Source organism: Leptospira sarikeiensis (genome assembly GCF_004769615.1).
Taxonomy (GTDB): Bacteria; Spirochaetota; Leptospiria; order Leptospirales; family Leptospiraceae; genus Leptospira_B; species Leptospira_B sarikeiensis.
In genome coordinates, this window is record NZ_RQGF01000008.1 from 100,534 (window position 1) to 120,052 (window position 19,519).

Annotated in this window: 13 protein-coding genes; 9 read left to right on the forward strand and 4 right to left on the reverse strand. The window is 40.9% G+C overall.

Features of this window, described 5'->3' with window-relative positions; all coding sequences use genetic code 11:
- The first annotated feature begins 24 nt into the window (after nt 1-24).
- From EHQ64_RS02780 to lpxB, 5 genes are read left to right on the forward strand one after another with little or no spacing between them, the layout of a single operon-like run.
- Entirely contained in the window at nt 25-1,623 is a 1,599-nt protein-coding gene (locus EHQ64_RS02780) for a TolC family protein (RefSeq protein WP_135647978.1), read from the forward strand.
- A gap of 18 nt (nt 1,624-1,641) precedes the next feature.
- Complete coding sequence (locus tag EHQ64_RS02785) at nt 1,642-3,075, forward strand: SH3 domain-containing protein (RefSeq protein WP_135647979.1); 1,434 nt, start codon at nt 1,642-1,644, stop codon at nt 3,073-3,075.
- Between the two features lie 25 nt (nt 3,076-3,100).
- Nucleotides 3,101-3,343: an FmdB family zinc ribbon protein gene (locus tag EHQ64_RS02790; protein ID WP_135647980.1), complete on the forward strand. Its 243-nt coding sequence runs from the start codon at nt 3,101-3,103 to the stop codon at nt 3,341-3,343.
- A gap of 2 nt (nt 3,344-3,345) precedes the next feature.
- Entirely contained in the window at nt 3,346-4,200 is an 855-nt protein-coding gene (locus EHQ64_RS02795; protein WP_135647981.1) for an LpxI family protein, read from the forward strand.
- On the forward strand, nt 4,148-5,425 hold the full coding sequence (gene lpxB, locus EHQ64_RS02800) for a lipid-A-disaccharide synthase (RefSeq protein ID WP_135647982.1): 1,278 nt from the start codon (nt 4,148-4,150) through the stop codon (nt 5,423-5,425). The genes EHQ64_RS02795 and lpxB overlap by 53 nt, the downstream gene beginning before the upstream one ends.
- Nucleotides 5,426-5,428: 3 nt before the next feature.
- Here lpxB and EHQ64_RS02805 read toward each other — a convergent pair whose 3' ends face one another.
- The 3 genes from EHQ64_RS02805 to EHQ64_RS02815 are packed head-to-tail and all read right to left on the reverse strand — an operon-like array spanning nt 5,429 to nt 10,363.
- Nucleotides 5,429-7,789 carry an LIC_12586 family protein gene (locus EHQ64_RS02805; protein WP_246048545.1) on the reverse strand — a complete coding sequence of 787 codons (2,361 nt, stop codon included), beginning with the start codon at nt 7,787-7,789 and terminating at the stop codon, nt 5,429-5,431.
- Nucleotides 7,693-8,337 carry a tetratricopeptide repeat protein gene (locus EHQ64_RS02810; RefSeq protein ID WP_135647983.1) on the reverse strand — a complete coding sequence of 215 codons (645 nt, stop codon included), beginning with the start codon at nt 8,335-8,337 and terminating at the stop codon, nt 7,693-7,695. The genes EHQ64_RS02805 and EHQ64_RS02810 overlap by 97 nt, the downstream gene beginning before the upstream one ends.
- A gap of 4 nt (nt 8,338-8,341) precedes the next feature.
- Nucleotides 8,342-10,363 (reverse strand): ATP-dependent helicase, encoded by a 2,022-nt coding sequence (locus tag EHQ64_RS02815; protein ID WP_167882343.1) that lies wholly within the window; start codon nt 10,361-10,363, stop codon nt 8,342-8,344.
- 733 nt (nt 10,364-11,096) lie between these two features.
- Between EHQ64_RS02815 and EHQ64_RS02820 the strand changes: the two genes are divergently transcribed.
- From EHQ64_RS02820 to pepN, 3 genes are all read left to right on the forward strand, one after another.
- Nucleotides 11,097-11,675, forward strand: coding sequence for an NUDIX hydrolase (locus EHQ64_RS02820; RefSeq protein ID WP_135647985.1), 579 nt, complete (start codon nt 11,097-11,099; stop codon nt 11,673-11,675).
- A gap of 21 nt (nt 11,676-11,696) precedes the next feature.
- Nucleotides 11,697-12,956 (forward strand): MFS transporter, encoded by a 1,260-nt coding sequence (locus EHQ64_RS02825; RefSeq protein WP_135647986.1) that lies wholly within the window; start codon nt 11,697-11,699, stop codon nt 12,954-12,956.
- Nucleotides 12,957-13,386: 430 nt separating this feature from the next.
- Complete coding sequence (gene pepN / locus EHQ64_RS02830) at nt 13,387-15,909, forward strand: aminopeptidase N (protein ID WP_135647987.1); 2,523 nt, start codon at nt 13,387-13,389, stop codon at nt 15,907-15,909.
- A gap of 67 nt (nt 15,910-15,976) precedes the next feature.
- Here the strand turns inward: pepN and EHQ64_RS02835 are convergent, their stop codons facing one another.
- Nucleotides 15,977-17,098 (reverse strand): alkane 1-monooxygenase, encoded by a 1,122-nt coding sequence (locus EHQ64_RS02835; RefSeq protein ID WP_135647988.1) that lies wholly within the window; start codon nt 17,096-17,098, stop codon nt 15,977-15,979.
- Between the two features lie 553 nt (nt 17,099-17,651).
- On the opposite strand from EHQ64_RS02835, the gene EHQ64_RS02840 reads away from it, so the two are divergent.
- A complete protein-coding gene (locus EHQ64_RS02840; RefSeq protein ID WP_135647989.1) occupies nt 17,652-19,340 on the forward strand; it encodes a putative bifunctional diguanylate cyclase/phosphodiesterase in 1,689 nt (562 codons plus the stop codon).
- Nucleotides 19,341-19,519 lie beyond the last annotated feature (179 nt).

Below are 19,519 nucleotides of genomic sequence, written 5' to 3' on the forward strand. Positions count from 1 at the left end.
AGTCGAATAATCGGAGGTAAGGTTATGAAACTGAAAAATGGAAACTTTTGGACCGAACTAGGAAACAAAAAGGCGTTCTCCGTCTTTTTAGTGGCTGGCCTGATCCTCCTAACGAGCTTATCCGGAATTTATTCACAAGAGAATAAATCCGGAAAAGTTGTAAGACTTACTACGGAAGAAACCGTGAAAAGGGCTTTGGACTCCAACTTCAAACTCCAAAACCTAAGATACGAATTGGCAAAAACCGATTCCAGCTACTTAAAGGCAGAGTCTCAATACTCTTGGAGATTAGTAGCCGACGGAAGTTTCAGACAAACCGTTCTTCCTTTAAACCAGAACAATATCTTTACCGGAACAAAAACCTCCGACGATACGATCAAAGGTGGTATCGAAAAAACGATCCGAGCTACCGGAACTTACTTCAAGTTAGAAGCAGGGAATAGAAGATTCGACTCGAATGCATTCGAAGATAAATCGAATCCTCTCGCTTCCGGATTCCAAGGACTCGCTCTTCCTCCTCTTTATACAGGATTTATCACTGCTACCATCTCCCAAGATCTATTAAAAAACTCCTTTGGATATAAAGGTAAAAACCAAGAGAAAATTTTGGATAATCAAAAGGAGATGGCAAAAAGCCAAGTCTCTCTTCAGATCTCCGAAGCGATCGTAGGATCTCTCGTGGACTTCTGGGACTATTCAGTTAAACTGCAGTCCTTAAAAACATTCCGTAGATTAAAAGATAACGTAAGCAATATTAGAAATCTTACAGTGCGTAAACAAGGTTTAGGACTATCGGAAGGATTCGAAGTCAACCAATGGAACGCATTACTTGCTCAAGCAGATAGCCAATTGGAAACTGCATCCGTTCAAAAGGACGAAGCAAAAAGAAAATTAGCTCGTACTTTAAAATTAGAGAACGATTCGGACCTTTCCGAAGAAACAGATCTACTCGAAGAAATTCCTGAAAAACCCGATTTCAATAAGGATCTGGAGATCGCTTATAAAAAAAGAGCGGATTACTTAAACGCAGTTAGAGAGAAAGAGATCGCAGAACTTTTATTGAAGAACGCAAAAAACGACCTATTGCCTACCCTAACTCTTTCAGGTTCCGCATCTTCCCAAGCTCAGACAATCACAAGCCCTGATAAAAATTTTACGGATGCGACCGACGGAGTCCAGTCTGCACGTTATAAAGACTTTAACGGAAAAGTAAGTTTCTCTTATCCACTATTTGATAAGGGAGTTGCGGCAGGCCATAGAGATTCCGAGATCGGAGTAAGACAGGCAACTCTTAAAGAAACCGAAGTAAAGAACGAAGTTCGCGACGATATGCGTGGAAGGATCGATTCTTTGGAAGCTAGTTATAAAATTTATAAGAATTCGATCGTTACTGAAAAAGAAACTCAAAACTATTATAATGGAGTTCTCCGCAGTTTCCAACAAGGAAGAGCGGATGCGGTGGCTGTTAAAAACGCTCTGGATACTTTAGTAAGAGATCAATTAAGTCTTACTCAAGCAAAAGTGAATTTCAATATAGATCTAATGAGATACTATATCGCGAAAAACATGCTTCTGGAAAGATTCGATCTAGATGTGGATAAACTTCTCCCACATTTGGAATAATAGGCTTCGTAGTTCTCGTTGAAACGCGGATTTTTCCTTTCCATATTCGGGATTGTCTTATTCGGGCTGATTGTATGGCTTACGGTCAAATTTTGGCCGAAGCCTTCCGATACGATCTACGAATATTATAAAAAGGAAAAATGGGAGAAGGTAATTTCTCTCGTTAAAAAATCCGCCTCTCCTACCCCGGAAGATCTTTTCTACGGTTCTCAATCTCTTCTGAAATTAAATGCAGACCTCGTTTCGATGGATGCGGAAGATAGAGCAAAAATTTCCACAAGACTCCAAAAAGAAAACGGGATCTCTTCCGGTAAATCTTTAGAATCCAAGGGAGAATTTCCAGTATTCGAGGACCCTTTCCTTCTACAGTTAAGACCGGGCGGATACTGGAGGCAAAAGGCAATCCTTTCCAGAATAGAGATCGCGGGAGAATGGGAAGACGATATATTATTCCTACGAGACCTGAAAGAATTGATCCGAAGTAATCCAGTTACATTAGGAATTTCTAATTATTCAATCGTTCTTAAAAAAGCACTCAGAAGAGAAACTAAACTGAGTGACGGAGACCAAAATAAGGTCTCCGAACTTTTAGGTTTTCTTTCCGTAAGAGAAGACTCTAATCTATTAGGTTCCAGATTCAAAAACACCGGAGAAAACACCAATCTAAGAACAGGCCCAGGGACTGAGAACCCGGGTAAAACTCGTTTAAAGAAAGGGATTCTACTCTATGCGATAGACAAGGATCCTAGATCTGAGACCGTCCAAGGAAGAAAAGGAAATTGGGTCCAAGTTTATATTCCTGAATTGCAGATCTCAGGTTGGATCTTCTCCCATTTCTTAGAAGAAGATCCGTATCCGGTTACAAAAGCGGAAGAGATGTTTGTTGAATTTTCCCAATCCGAAAAAAGCCAAGCCTGGGACTTTGCATTTTGGACGGAGGACAAGATCCCGCCCGGATTTCACGGGGAATATGTTCCTACGGAAAAATTAGCCTTAGACGGTGATTACGGGATCGTATTGTACAAAGCTAAGACAGGAAAATACAAAGAGATATGCAGGATCGTAGAGGAACCTTTTAGATCTTTAGAATTTTTAACAGCAAGTTTAAGCGGAGAAGAACCGGTCCCGATCTTTAAACTATACTCTGGAAGACCGGGAGAGTGGAAATCAGCATATCAAATCGACCTTGACAGAGAGAGTATTTCCATCAATAGGAACAAGTATATACTTGGAAATGCGTCCGGAAAGAACAGATTCCAGCTCGGAATTTTTTCGGCAAACGGGGCGACTTCGGCGTCTCTATTAGTAGGAGAGAAAACAGTATTACAAGGTATCTCTCCAGAGGAAGAACTCGGTTCTACGGAAGGAGTTCTTTTCAAACTCTGCCTATTACAAGCGGATAAAAAATCCGATTCTAATGCAGCAGCGTTCCAATTTAAGTTTTTATTTTGATCATTGGATCAAGCGAGGGAAATCAGTGCCTACTTACGATTACAGATGCAAGGCTTGCGGACAAACTTTTGAACATTTTCAATCCATGAAGGACGACCCTATCACAACCTGTCTTCTATGTGGAAAGACCGGAGAAGTGGATAGATTGATCTCCAACGTAGGCGGGATCATATTCAAAGGTTCCGGTTTCTACGTTACGGATAATAAATCATCTTCTTCTAAAAGTTCTGAATCATCCACCGGATCCTCCGGCTCTTCTTCCAACTAAGTTTGGGACGTTTAGGAATACTCGCGGGAGGAGGAAATCTTCCCCAGATAGGAATGAGAGAAGCTCTCGCCGCAGGGGAAGATCCGCTCTTTCTTTCTATTGCTGAATCAGATTTTACTCCAGGTGATTATCCGGAGAGAGTTGTACCGATCCGGATCGTAAAGATCGGAGGTCTCCTAAAGACCTGTAAGGCAAATAAGATAGATAGACTTCTTCTATTAGGAAAAGTTAAAAAAGAGATTATCTTTAAAAGCCTGAATTTCGATCTAAAGGCGATCGCGCTTCTTGCAAGAATGGTGAACAGACACGACTATTCCATCTTCAAAACAGTCGCAGAAGATTTCGAAAAAGAAGGGATTCATATCATTTCCCAGAAAACTTATCTGAAGTCCTTACTACTTCCGGAAGGACGTTATACCAAAAAATCTTTAGACAAAAAGCAGATCGAGGATGTAGCCTTCGGAATGGAATACGCGGAAAAGATCGCTCACCTGGATATCGGGCAAGCGGTAGTAGTCGTAGATAAATCCGTATTGGCAGTAGAAGCCGTAGAGGGAACAGACCAGGCGATCCGCAGAGGTGGAAGTTTCGCCAAAAAAAGAAAGGCTGTTGTATGTAAAAGTTCCAAACCCAGCCAAGATCCTAGATTCGATCTTCCTACAGTCGGGGTCGAAACCTTAAAAGTAATGAGCGAGAATAACTGCGATACCCTCGCCCTAAGGGAAGGAGAAACGATCGTAGTTAATCCTACCGAATTTATTAACCTTGCAGAAAAATTGAAAATCCATATCCTGAGCATCGGCCGTGGCAACGTCTCGAAAATTAACTCTTCCCAAAAAAAGCTCCCTAAAGCCTAAGAAAGCCGGGGACAAGATCAGAGCGGATATCAATTCCGTCTCTTCCTCTCCCGTATTTATGGTATTGGCCGGAGAACATTCCGGCGACCTACTAGGCGCAGAAGTATTAAAAGAACTAAAAAGGCATGATCCGGAGTATCAATTTTTCGGGATCGGCGGACCAAGAATGTTGGAAGAAGGTTTCGAATCCATAGAAGATATGGAAGAACTTTCAGTCATCGGTTTCACAGCGGTATTATTCAAATATAAATTCCTGAAAGCACTTATGGATCGACTAGTAGAGGAAGCGATTGCTCGTTCTTGCACCCACGCGATCTTAGTGGATTATCCAGGCTTTAACTTAAGATTAGCAGTAAGATTAAAAGAACTCGGAATTAAAGTTATCTTCTATGTTTCCCCTCAATTATGGGCATGGAATTTTGGAAGGATCCATAAGATCAAAGAATGTGTGGATCTTATGCTCGTATTATTTCCTTTTGAAAAGAAGATCTATGACGATTATGGAGTTCGTTCCGTTTTTGTAGGACATCCTATCGCGCAAAGGATTAGAGAGAAGATCCGTAAGGAAGCGATCATTCCACAAGATGAAAAACTAGGAAATATACAGACGATCACTCTAATGCCTGGCTCTCGTTCGGGTGAGATCCATAGGATGTTAGATACACTTCTTCAATCCGCTTCTTTAATCCACGCTGAGGCAGAAGCTGATAAAAAACATGTACGTTTTCTAATTCCGAATATTAATCTAAAAGAAGAAGAGTTTATCCAAACCAAGATCCAGGAAACTGAAATCCTAAGTCCAGGCATCCGAATAGAATATTTATTTGATCGATCTTTGAGATCTATAGAAATTTCGGATCTGGTACTAGTCACATCCGGGACCGCGACATTAGAAGTTGTCTATTTCGAAAAGCCGATGGTGATCTTATATAAGGTAAGTTTACTCAGTTATTTTATCTCCGCACTTCTCATCCGCACGCCTTTTATCGGGCTCGTGAATATTTTAAGCGGAAGAGAGACAGTAAAAGAACTCATCCAAGCGGAATGTACACCCGAAGAAACTGTTCGAGAAACAATGGCTATCCTAAAGAATAAAAAATATAGAAACCAGATGTTAGAAGAGATTAAATCAGTAAAAGAATCTTTGGGAGAAGAGCATAGCTCCAAAAACGCCGCAAGGGCCATTATTCATTTTTTAAAAGAAAAACCGACGCCTTCCGTTTAAAAATTATTCTTTTATACAGCCTGCACTATTCTCTTTGATCTTGAATGCAAATGCTGAGATCGGAACGGCAGAATTGGATTCGCTTGAGATAGAGTAAGTATTTCCGGTTACGAAGTATTTTACGGAATCAGAATCTATATAAGAGTTAGCAGTAGCGCTCAAATTTCCACCCTTCCAATATACATTCCTCTTAGGAGGGCTTCCTGGATTCCAATAGTCGAAACCCATCTCAAATTTTGGGGGAACTGGAACCGGAAATTCCCCCTTTCCTTTCCAGATCGTATTGGAAAGTTTTACCTTATCGATCGTAATGTACATTCTATCATGAATGTCTAAGAAGTTATTCCCGTTGAACCGGATATTTCCGTCGGAATCCAAGGTTTCAGGGATCAAGTCCCCTCCACAGAAAGTAAAACTAGGAACTCCCCAAGGTAGATTGATCGTTTCAAAATCGATCCCGAAATAAGGGTTATCAGTGCCGTAAGTAAAATAAGAATTTAGTTTAGCAGTCCCGGTTCCGTTCAGACTTGCATCCAGTCTAGATTGAGAAGCGGTAAATTTTAGAGAAGTATCCAGTTTTCCCATGCTCGGAAGCCCTGAATCCCATTTCACTTCTTTGGAAATGAGTTTGATCGTTCCACTTGGGAATTCCAGAAAGTATTTATAGATAGGAGTTCTAGTGAAATTAATTTCCGGGATCAATTTCTCCATTCTAGTATGGATATCTTCTCTGATCCATTGACGAACCGTTCTATACAATGGTAAAAAATTAGAGAGAACTATGGATTCTGTTTCCAGTTCTAAATTGTATTCGCCCTGCAATGGAAAGTAAGCGGTCCCGTCTCCTTTGACACCTTTTCTATATCCCGTTTTTCCTTTCAAACTAGCGAACCAAGGTAAACCGAATTGTTTCCCGCTGAACTTCGCGTCTAAAACTCCGGAAGTATTCCAGCCTAAGTCTGCATTTTTGATCTCTAGATCCAGATGAGGATCCTTCCATTTGAAATTTTGAAGAGAAAGTTTTGCTTCTGATTTCATCCAATCGCCGTAACTTCCCGTTTCATTTCCTTTCCAATGAAGATCCAAACCTCCTCCAAAAACTTCTAGATCGGAAGAGACAGGCAGAAAATTACGGACATCGTCTAGGTCCTGGACAGTTAAACTTAGATCCCAGGATTTTAACCCTTTTTCATTCTTGGATTTGGATAGAGTAAGACGGTCTTCTCCGGAAAAAACCTTATGTTCTTCTGTGTAGGAATTTCCTTGCTGCGATCTGGACCATTCATGGTCTAAATTCACATCCTTCCATTCCCAAATATCAGTCTGAAGAGGAAGTTCTTGTAGAACAATCCCATCTATATTAGAAAATTCTGTTTTTCCCTGGATCTTCAGATTGATACCGTCAGACTCTAAAACCGCCTGACCTGAAATTTTTCCACTCTTAGGATAGAATTGAGTAAATTCAGAATATAATCCACCGGAAGATCCTGCCTTAATATTTTTAAACAGAATATCAAGACGCATATTTTTACTTCCGATATCTGTGGTAAACATTCCCTTCATATATCTAAAACCGGGGATCGGAAATAACGAGTCCGAGATCTGAACGTTGATCTTACTTTCTTCCTTTCGGATAGTAAGATCTATTCCCTTCACATTCTCTAAAAGAATCTTCCCGCCCTTATAGACTGTCACATTCGTATCTTCTAATCTGATTTCCGGAATATTGATCTTGTGGATATACGATAGTATCTCGCTGGATATTTTATCTTCTAGATCTATACTTAATTGCGCGTTACGAACTCGGATCGCTCGAACAGAAGGTTGTCCCTTCCAAAGACCTCTTAGTAAAAGTTCGATCTTATTCGCCTTGAAGATCATTCTTTGAGAAGCGAAGTCCTCATCGTTTGAAATTTTGAGATCTTCTATAAAAACATGATTCGGAAATTCGTATTCTACAACTCCTAATGTTACAGCACGATCCAATTCTTCATTGATGAATCCTCGAGTGAGTTCCTTCACTCCTCTTAAATCCAATACTCTTCGAACAAAATACCATTCAGCGGTTTCTTTTGCAGCCGCGAGTAAGATGAAAACTATGATTAAGGAGATCGAAATTTTCCGGAAAGAAGGTCTTTCGGTAATCGATTGGATTTTTAGAAATGTAGAAGAGACGAAACGATAGAGTTTAGCAGGGACAGATAACTGGAATGTAAATCTGTCCTTTTTGATAAACGGGTTTTTCGGGACTAAAAAAGAGTAATAGATTACCGTTGGAGAACTTGGTTGACTTTCTCCGAGGTTTCCTTCAGGACTAGACTTTCCGGAAACTTCTGTAATCCCTCTTCCAGAACCAACTGACATCTTTTGTATTCCTTAATTCTGTAGAAGCTGACTACTACTGTTTCATAGTAGAAAAGATCTTTCTCGAAATTTTTCTCTCTGGAAGCTCGACCTAAGATCCCAAGAGCTTGGCCGTATTTCTCGTCTTCGAAATATGCTTTTGCCCACATTTTTTTGCGAGTAACAGACTCAAAATCACGGTCCACATTGTCCGATTTACGGAAATGAACGATAGCATTATCATAGTCGTTGATCCCCAAGTATGCTGAACCTAAATAATGGTCCAAATGTTGAAGATTACGGCCTTCCTTCGAATTTTGGAGTTCTCTTAATACAAGAGAAGCCTCTTTGAAAGATTCGATTTTTAGGAAAAGTTTGGATTTTTGGAGAAGTAGTTCAGAACGTCTTTTGTCATCAGGGCTGATGTCACTTAATTGTTGGTCGATTCCCTTGATTTCCGCTCGAACTTGGGTCTCCAAATTGGCAGAAACCGCCCCTTCTTTTTGTGTACTTGCGCAGGCGAGGAGGAATTGAGTTCCGATCACTAGTATTGTCAGATATTTACTCATTTTCTCATCCGATTTTCAATTTTTCGAGTTCTTGCAGGAAATCATCAGTCTCCTGCTTCCTGGTTTCCTCGTTAGAAAGCCAGTCTAAGGTCTCCGGATCTATCTCTTTTAGGAAACGAGACGGCTCGGAGGCCAATTGCTCCCCAAATTTGCGGCGATTAGCGGCCCCTGTCAAGCATAAATGCCGCTTAGCACGAGTCATCGCTACATACATCAAACGGCGCTCTTCGTCCACAGATTGGTCTTCTACAGTGGCTCTTCCTGATGGCAAGATCCCCTCTTCGAGTCCTACGACATAAACAGACTCGAATTCCAATCCTTTGGATTGGTGAATGGTGAGTAACTGTATTCTGTTATCTTCCTTTTCATCATTCGGCTCGTCTTCCATCAGCATCGCCAAACGGTTGATAAAGTCGAATAAGGTTGGCTTCTCCCCCGAGTCGTTATTCTCCTCGAAGAACGCGAGCATATTTACAAGCTCTGACATATTGTAAATACGTGCCTTTGCGACCTTCTCTTCTTTTTCCTCTAAGATAATTTCTTTTTCCAAACCCAGATCTGCGATTAACTCTCTCAATGCGAAGAATAGTCTAGGCGCAGAAGAGAATTTCTTTTTGGCTTTCTCGATCAAGTTTACGAAGTTATAGACCTCGGAAGAAATTTTACGGTTTAGATCAGGAATAAAATCAGGAGATTCACAGACCCTGAATAATGTCTCATATAATGATTCTTTATTCTGAGCGGCTTTTTCATGGACTAGGGAAATTGAACCGGCACCGATCCCTCGTTTTGGATAATTAATAATTCTTAATAAAGATGCGTCGTCCTTTTGATTTGCGATCAGGCGGATATAAGAGATCAGGTCCCTGACTTCTTTACGGTCGAAGAAATTATATCCACCCACAACTTTATAAGGCATTTCCCTAGCTCTGAACGCTTCTTCGAAAGGTCTGGACTGAAAATTCGTGCGGAATAAGATCGCAATCTGGCTTCCCTTTCTTGCCTCTTTGATGATCTCTTCTCTGATCTTGTCGGCAACCCATTCAGCTTCGTCTTTCTCGTCTGCCCTCTCCACATATTTTACTTTGAGAGCGCCTGGGACTTTTGAAAAAAGTTCTTTGGATCTTCTGGAAAGATTATGACGGATGAGAGAATTCGCTGCGGATACTATGATGTCTGTGGACCTATAATTTTCCAAAAGGCGGATCACATTCGCGCCTTTAAAATCATTTTCAAAGCCTAGGATCAAACTTACATCCGATCCCCGGAATGCATAGATAGATTGATCGTCGTCACCGACCACACATAGGTTATCGGATTCTCCCATGAGAGCTCTTAAGAAAACGTATTGGATCGGATTCGTATCTTGGAACTCGTCCACCATGAAGTATTGATATTTCTTATGATATTCATCCCGAACTTCTTCAAATTGATTTAGAAGTTTGGAAGGAAGAAGGATCAAATCGTCGAAATCGATCGAATTCTGCTCTTTGAGTGTATCCTGGTATTGTTGGAATAATGACGCAGCGAGAAGGTCTCCTTCATTCATGGAGGTTCTCATATCGGCTAAATAATCTTCTCCGGAGTTTTTGATACGGGAGATTTTAGAAAGGACTTCCATGATCTGGGGACGTTTTGGCTCGAGCTTCTGGGCAACAAGCATTCCGGTCACAAGACCTTCTTGATCCGCTTGGTTCAGAAGAAGGAAAGGCTGTTTGTATCCGAGTTTTTCAATATGTTTTTTTAATATTCCCAAACCCAAGGAATGGAATGTAGAAAGCGCGATCCCTTTTAATAGATTTCGTGGGATAAGTTTACGAACTCTCTCCCCCATTTCTTTCGCACTTTTGTTTGTGAATGAAAGTGCTACTATCTTTCCGGCAGGGATATGATGATCTTGGATCATATGAGCGATTCGATTCGAGATTACTCTTGTCTTTCCGGAACCAGCTCCAGCAAAAATAAGCAGGGGACCTTGGACTGTTTGCACTGCCCTCGCCTGCTCCGGAGATAAACTTTGAAAAATTGCTGCCCTGGATTCCTTAGAACTGGTATCCTCTTTTCTTTTTTTAGAAGGAGTTTTTTCTTTCGAAGAGTTTTCCGTGGATCCGGAATGAGTATTCTCTTCCGAGACTTCCGCAGAGGAATCTAACTCTTCTGAAATGGAAGGAACTCCTGCCGATTCTTGCACTTGTTCTGCAGATCCTGAGTCGACGAAGTTGGCTGGAACAGAGAAAACTTCCTCTTCTTCCGTAAAAGACTCCTCTGAAATTATTTCCTGGGAGGGAGTTCCTTCCATATCCGGTGAAGGTTCTAGATCCGACGCAGAAGAGATTGTGGAAAAAGAAAGATCCGGGGCCGAAACTTCTTCCGTGAGATCATCATCCTCATAAAAAGAAGAACTATACGATCCTTCTTCCACTTCCTCCGGAGAAGAAATCGAGGGAGTTCCTTCCATATTTTGAGGCTCCGGCTCTGCGGCGATCGCCTCCGAAAAACTAAGAAATGGGAGATCCTGGGCGGAGTTATCCTGCTTTTTCTCCGGAATTTCCATATGGGAGAACAGGTCGGAACTATGATTTGTATCTTCTTTCATCCGATTTTATTAGGGCAATAATAGGACCTGGGTCCGAAAAATTCCATTTTTGGATCCGAGGTTCAAGCGACATAATCCTGGTTTTTCTCTTCTTGTCAACCGCGTACAGGCAAAGGTTTGCGAATCTGAAAGGATTTCAAAACACTGGAAGAAAGTGCGGAATATGAAGGATTTCCACCCAGAAAATTATCATCCGAATGTAAATCTCTGGGAAGAAGGGCAAAAAACTTCTGCCTACAAAACCCCGATCTTCGAGTTGGTTTCCGTTCCGAAAACTTCTCCCGATAAAACGATCTCCGGAAATTTTTTCAGGGTAGAATCCAAGGATTGGGTGAATGTAATCGCACTTACCTCCGACAAACAAGTGATCCTGATCGATCAATACAGGCATGGAAAACATTCTTATTGTTTGGAAATCCCAGGAGGGATCGCAGAAAAAAATACGATCTTAGAATCCGCACAGGCTGAACTAAGAGAAGAGACAGGTCTTGTTTCGGATGATTGGGAATATTTAGGAAAAGTTTCCGCAAACCCTGCCTTCATGGACAATTGGTGTCATACATATATTGCAAGAGACGTCTATCCTCATCCAAACGGACAGGATCTAGATGAAAGCGAACAAATCGAAGTGTATCAATATCCTTTAAATAAAATTCCGGAACTTTTAGAAAAAAATATCCTTCACCACGCGATGGTTGTCGCTGCATTCGGATTATTCTTTTTGAAACACGGAACTAAATAAGAGAAGTAGAACTAGAACCTCATGACAAAATCCTTAAACACAAATCCATTCGTCTCCCTGCAAGTTCCGGAGTTCAGGAACTTCTTGGCTGGAAAATTTTTGGTCACACTTTCTTTCGTAATGCAATCCACGGTTGTATTTTGGCAAATAGACCATATCACTCACGACGCGCTCTTTGTGGGACTTATCGGATTTGCCGAACTTGTTCCGAACGTAGCAGTCTCCTTCTTTTCTGGACTGGTTGTAGATAGCTTTCCTAGAAAAAAGATCATCTTTCTTTCCTTAAGCGGATTAACGGTTAGCTCGTTTTTACTTCTACTCTTTACTCTTCCTGCTTTTGAATGGGTAATCAGAGATTATTGGGTATATCCAATCTATTCAGTGATCTTTTTCTCCGGGATCTGCAGAGGATTTTTATCTCCAAGTATTGCCGCCTTCCAAACACAATTAGTCTCTAAGGAAATTTTTCCAAATGCGGCTACTTGGAGCGGAGTTGCTTGGCAGGGTTCTGCAGTTTTAGGTCCAATGCTTGGAGGATTACTCACCGGATTTAACGGGGTACAAACTGCTTATCTTGCAGACTTCTGCATTATGGTTCTCTCTTTATTTCTTCTTCTATTAGTCCCTTCCAAACCTGTTCCAGAAAAACAAGGAGAGAAGGAGTCCATTTGGAAAAGTTTAGGAACCGGTTGGAAATTCGTATTTAGTCATCAGTTGATCTTAGGCGCGATCACCTTGGATCTATTCGCAGTATTATTCGGAGGAGCAGTTGCACTTATTCCAACATTCTCCAGAGAAGTTTTAGGAATGGGGCCGGAATATTACGGAATTTTAAGATCCGCTCCTGCGATAGGTGCCGTGCTTTGCGCATTATACATCGCGGTTCGCCCACCTAGAACAAATTCAGGGATCATACTGCTTAGCAGTGTATTCGGCTTCGGGATCTGTATGATCATATTCGCACTTTCAAGGAATTTCTATCTTTCCTGCGCCGCATTGATCGTAAGCGGTTCATTCGATATGGTAAGCGTGGTCATTCGTCATACGATCGTTCAAATGTATACTCCGGAACATATGAGAGGAAGAGTTTCGGCAGTGAATAATATATTCATCGGCTCCTCCAACGAATTAGGAGCCTTCGAATCCGGAGCAACCGCGAAGGCGTTCGGTCTCGTTCCATCCGTAGTTATCGGCGGAACACTTACGCTGATCACAGTGGGGATCGTTACTGCAGTCGCACCTCGTCTCAGAAAAATGGATCTAAAAGATATCACGGTCTAAAATCAGAAATGGGAGACTCTCTTAGGATAAATTTTTTTCGAGATGAAATTTCGAAGACAAACTCCTGTAAGAGCTTTGTAGGAATTCCTACAAAGAAGATCTTCGCTAAAAGTGGTTGTAAAAAATATGTGCGATGAAGGCAGAGCATTTCAATTCGGAGGACCGACTCGTTTGACCTTACGGTCATCGACTCGCTTTAGCGGTCGCCTTCTCGCTCTCTACGGATCGCTTGCGAAGGGGCGGGGGCTGATTCCTTATATTGTAGGAGTTCCAACATTTGCCGGGAAGATCCGGATCTTCGGATCGGTTTTACAAAGAAAGTTTCCTACTATATTAAGTTTTTATCCTATTATCATTTCAGAAGGAGCGATGCGGAAGAATTAGGGCGATCAATTTCTACGACCTATCCGTTTCCGAAAACAGAAACAACATGGACAATATTCTCACACAACAAGAAGCAATGCTTCGTTCAGGACAGATCTCCGAAGTAGAGTATTCCCTAAAACTCAAACTGGAAAAAGGCTCCCAAGAATACGAAGGAGAAACAACAGTCCGTTTCCTTTATTCCGGCGGTAAAAAAGGAAAACTCAAAGTGGATTTTGTATCTAAAAAGATAGAGATCCTTTGGCTCAACGGAAAAGAAGAAACGAATTTCGAAAAGAAAGAATCCGCATTATTTTTATCCGGGGAATTATTAACGGACGGAAAAAACGAACTCAGGATCAAATACAAAAACGTATTCGATCATAGCGGATCAGGTTTTCACAAATTTACGGATCCTTCGGATAAGGCAGAATATATGCATACGGACTTCGAACCTTTCGAAGCCCATCGACTTTTCCCTTCTTTCGACCAGCCGGACTTGAAAGCCACCTATGAACTGGAGATCACCGGCCCTTCCGAATGGACCTATATCCATAACACTGTCCCCTTATCGGAAGAGACCCAGGGAAATTATAAAAACATAAGGTTCAATAAAACCAAAAAATTCTCAACTTATCTATTTTCCCTGATCGTCGGTCCTTATGCGGTATGGGAAGATAAAGCGGGAAACATTCCTCTAAGGATTTTCTGCAGAAAGTCCTTAGCTAAATATATGGATGCGGAGAATTTATTTGCGATCACCAAAGAAGCATTCGGTTTCTTGCAGGAATATTTCGGAGTTCCTTATCCTTACGGCAAATACGACCAGATTTTTGTTCCCGAATTCAATATGGGAGCGATGGAAAACGTGGGCGCTGTGACATTCTCCGAAAGTTATATCTTCCGCGGACCTAGAATCTATTCCGAATATCTGAACCGCGCAAACACAGTGTACCACGAAATGGTCCATATGTGGTTCGGAAACTTGGTCACTATGAAATGGTGGAATGATCTCTGGCTAAACGAAAGTTTCGCGGACTACCTCTCCTACTACTCCATGTCTAAAGGAAAAATTTTCCCCGACGCATTAGAACATTTTTACGTAAGAGAAGAATGGGCCTATAGAGAAGACCAATTATCCACTACACATCCGATCGCAGGGAAAGCTGAGAATACATTAGAAGCTATCAGTAATTTCGACGGGATCTCTTATTCCAAAGGAGCATCCGTTCTTCGCCAGCTCATGTATTATGTAGGCGAGGAAAAGTTCAGAGACGCGATGCGTTTATATTTCAAAAGATATGCGGAGAAGAATACAGTTCTAAACGATTTTCTATCCTGTATGTCCGAAACAAGCGGGATAGATATCCGAGGCTGGAGTAAAGAATGGCTCGAGACTACCGGAGTAAACACTCTTAGCCCGATCCGACAAAACGGAAGATTATTCCTTTCACAAGGGCCTTCCGCAAATAACGGGTTACTCAGAACACATGCTCTTCAATCCACATTATTCAGAGAAAAGAACGGGATCTTAGAAGAAGTTTGGAAAAAAAGAGTACTCGTTAAAGGAAAAGAAACCCTATTAGAAGAAAATTATACGGAAGAAGCGGACCTTTTACTTTTAAATACGGAAGATTACGCATACGCAAAAACGTATCTTAGCAAAGACTCCCTCCCGATCCTAAAAAGAAGTCTTCATACACTCAAGGACAGATTTTCTAGAAGGGTTGTATGGGGAAGTTTATGGCAAATGGTAAGGGATGCAGAACTTTCACCTAAAGAATTTCTGGAACTTTCTTTGGACCAAGGCCTGAAAGAGCCGGATCTTTCCGTTAGGAACAGTCATATCCTCACCAAGGCATTGACCGTGATCGATAATTATATTCCGGAAACCGAAAAGAAAACTTGGTCGGATAAACTTAACAAGATCGCAAAAGAGAGATCCCTACTCGCCGAAAACCCGGAACAAGAACAGATCTTATGGTTTAGAATATTAGAAAATACTTCTAAATCTTCCGAACAACTTTCTTACCTAAAAGAATTATTGGACCAGAAAAAAAGTATCCCCGGGATCGCGATGGACCAAGAAAGAAGATGGGTGATCCTTTCTAGACTGAGTGCTTATGGAGATCCGGAAGCATCCAAAAGGATAGAAGCGGAACTAACAAAAGACAACACAGACCTAGGCGCGAAAAAAGCTTTCTTAGCGAAAGTTTCCTTCCCGGATCAAAATTCGAAGAGGGAATATTGGGATCGTTTTCTTAAACCAAAAGAAGGAGATTCTACTGACTTCCTCAGATACGGAATGAGAGGATTCCAATGGAATCATCAGAAACAGATCTTAATTTCCTTTTCGGATCTTTTCTTCTATTCGGTCATTTCGGTCTATGAAACTAGAGATCCTCATTTTGCTTCAGCATTCGGACATTTGATGTTCCCTTCTTTCGAACCGGATAGGAACTTATTAAAGAGAACTCAGGACTTTTTAGACAAAAACAAAAAGTTACCTGAACTACTAAAGAAGGATCTCCAACAACAAAGGGACGATATAGAAAGGACTCTGAAAGTTTTGGAAAAATATAAGAGTTAATAAAAAGAAGAGCTTGGAGGGCAGCCTCTCAAGCTCTTTACCAAAAAGATCTATATATAAGACTGGATTAAGCCGTTACAGGTTCCTTTTTAATTTTGGAATTTGAGGAAGATTCGCCATGCTCTGACTTCCATTCCTCCAATTTTTTGTCCATTACCTTGAACCATAATGGAGGAAATAGTGCCAATAGTATCATCAACTCGTATCCATAAGGTAATTGAGGACTTTCCTCGAAATGACGGAGAGATTGATATCTTCTACCTGCATTCGCATGATGATCGGAATGTCTTTGAAGCTGGAACAAGAACGCATTAGATAGGCTAAAGTTTTGGTTCCAAGAATGGATCGGTAGGACCTTTTCGAATTTTCCCGGAGATACTTCCTTACGTGCTAAACCGTAATGTTCTATATAGTTCACAAGTTCAAGCAAACTGAATGCGATCCAACTTTGAACGAAGAAGAATACAGGAACTTGCCAATTTAAATTCCCAGTGATCACGTAGAAAATCCCGGTAACCGAAGAGATAAACAGGATCGGAACGATGATTGAAGTGATCATCTCATTATCTAAGGTCCAAACGGATTTACCGATTTTCCCTAATCTTTTTTTCTCCAAATTCCAAGCACTGGTCAAACTTCCAAAAACCGTTCTTGGATAAAAAGCAAAGAAGGATTCTCCTTTTCTACTGGAGGCAGGATCTTCATGAGTAGAAACATTCACATGGTGTCCGCGGTTATGCTCGATGAAGAAATGCATATAACAAACAGTCATCAAAATGAATTTAGAATACCATTGTTCTATCTTCGTATTCTTATGCCCTAGTTCATGAGCAACCGTGATCCCGATCCCGCCGGTGTTCACACCGATTGCCAAAACGAATGCTCCCCATTCTAACGCTGAAAGAGAGTGATTTTGGATTTCCCAAAGGGACCAGATCACTAAAGCAAATTGGATCCACGCCCAAATATAGGTCAAAAATCTAAAATAGAATTCCTGTTGAAGCTGTGGAACTTCCTCTTCTTTCGGATTACTTGCATCTGGCCCGATCCAAAGATCCAAAACAGGAAGTGCTCCGAACACTACCGCCAAAGTTAGAAAATTATAACCGCCTCCCAGATAATACCCAGCCACTGCAAGGCATGGGATCAGGTATGCGATCAAAAAGGATAATCTCTTCCCAACGCTCATTTCACTCTCTCCTATTTCGATTTATATCGAAATCGATGGTCTCTAATTTATTTCGAACGTTTGGTATTATATCAGAAGTCGGGTTTGAAGCAAGAAAAAAATCCTAAAACTGATATTTTTTATAACAATTGTTTTAAAATGTCCCAAATCTTTATTTCAGAAGGCTTTCTTTTCGTTTTTCCCGTGCAGGAGGTTGAAAATTCGCAAACCCAACAAATGACAAAATTTCCGATTTTTGGTGATTATCGAACTATAATCGGAAAGCCAAAGAAGTTAACTTCCTTATTTCCGAAGGCCACGTTAAAACTTTTACTCAATACATAATTTCAAACGATAAAACTTCATCTAATAAGTAGAACGATCAGCAATTATCTTACGAAATAAATTATCAACTATACCTTTGGAACTAACGTGTCCGTTTTTTGTCCTTGTTTACGGAACCTTCTTCAAAAGCATGGTAAATAAGAAGAAAAATTATTTCTGCTCAAGACGAAAAGCTCCATCCAAACGCGAAAACGTATAACGTTCCCATTCAATAAACAAAGAGGTTTTGATGAGTCTTAACGGATTAAATTTTTATTCTTACTTAAGTCGTATCCGACTTCTTAAAACTTATTCCAGTAAAATTATGCTGGTCGCCTTCTTGGGAACTCACGTCCCCTTGATCACGTTACTTTTATTTTTCGTAATTTCTACCGCACAAGATCTTCAAACCGCTTTAAAAATTCTAGGGATTGCGTTGGTCGCAACCTTGATCGGGACATTTGCGACACTTCTTGCGTTACATAAACTTTTAGCGCCCGTGGTGCTTACATCCAAATCTTTAAACAGATACTTAACCGAACGGGAAATCCCAAATTTACCCGTGAGCTTCGATGATGAGGCAGGCTCCTTGATGGCGGATACTGTTACCACTGTTCGCAAGTTGGATGAGCTTATTCATTATATGGCGAACTATGACGGTTTATCCGGTTTACCGAATCGAGATCTATTCTTAGAAAAATTAAATTTCACATTGCATGAGCTTTCTATTAAGGAAGAAACTTTGAGTTTTCCGATCTTTTCTTTGGAAGCGACTCATTTAAAGCAGATCCGTTCCAATTTCGGGATCCATATGGGAGATCTTTATGTAAGAGCCTTAGTCCAAAAATTGGAAAACATACTCGGTCCGGAGACTGTACTCGCAAGGACCGGCGATGGAGAGTTATCTTTTTTTCCTCTCTCATCTTCTTCCCAAGTATTGGAATTCGATTCGGAACACTGGGCGGAGAAGATCCAGAAAACTATCTCATCTCCACTCACAGTAATAGACCAACAAATCTCTTCTGAAATACAGATTGGCATTTCGGTCTTTCCTTATGATGGAAAATCTTCTGATCAACTTTTATGGAAATCAGAAACGGCTTTAAGCCAAGCAAAACTTTCCGGAAACTCTAAGATCCAAACCTATTCCTCCGAATGGAAAGAAAGGATGAAGGAAAAATACCTTTTAGAAAAAGATCTGAAACTAGCGATCAGTAAAAAACAATTATTCCTACAATACCAACCGAGGATCGAAGTTCAAAGCGGCAAAAAGATCTCCGCAGAAGCATTATTAAGATGGAATCATCCGGAATACGGGATCATCTCCCCTACAATTTTTGTACCTATAGCCGAAGAAAGCGGATTCATTGCAGAAATGGGAGAATGGGTATTTTCCAAGGCAATGGAAGATCTAGGCGCATGGAAAAAGAAAGGAAATCCACCTATAAGGATCTCGGTGAATCTATCCGCAAAACAATTAGAAGATCCTAATATTTCTAAAAAGATCCTACAAGTGATTGAGAAAAACCAGCTGAGCGTAGAGGATCTAGAGCTTGAGATCACCGAATCCAGCTTAATTACTAATATGCAATCAGCTCTTGAGATTTTAGGAGAGCTACATTCCTGGGGAATTTCCCTTGCTTTGGACGATTTCGGGACTGGATATTCCAGCCTTTCCTACCTAAGTAAAATCCCGTTAAAAACCTTAAAAGTAGACCAATCCTTTGTAAGAAAGATACTCACGGATCCGAATTCTCTCGCGATTTCCAAAACAATCGTGGCTTTAGGTAAAAGTTTGGGGCTTAGGATCACTGCAGAGGGTGTAGAAACAGAGGGACAATTGCAGAAAATTAAGGACCTAGGGTGTGACGAGGCGCAGGGATTTCTATTCAGTAGACCAATTTCCTTAGAAGAATTGGAGAAATTCGTGCAGGTATAAAAGCTATCCTTCTTAAAAAATCCGCTGAATGAGCTAATTTCACTCCTATTTAAAAACCTTATTCACCTTCAAAAGTAAATAAAGTTCCCAAATTACTTCTCACCCTTCCTTCTAAGAGCCTATCCAATATTACAATTAATCTGTTTGTAACAGTTCCCATTCAAATCGAATTGCAGAAG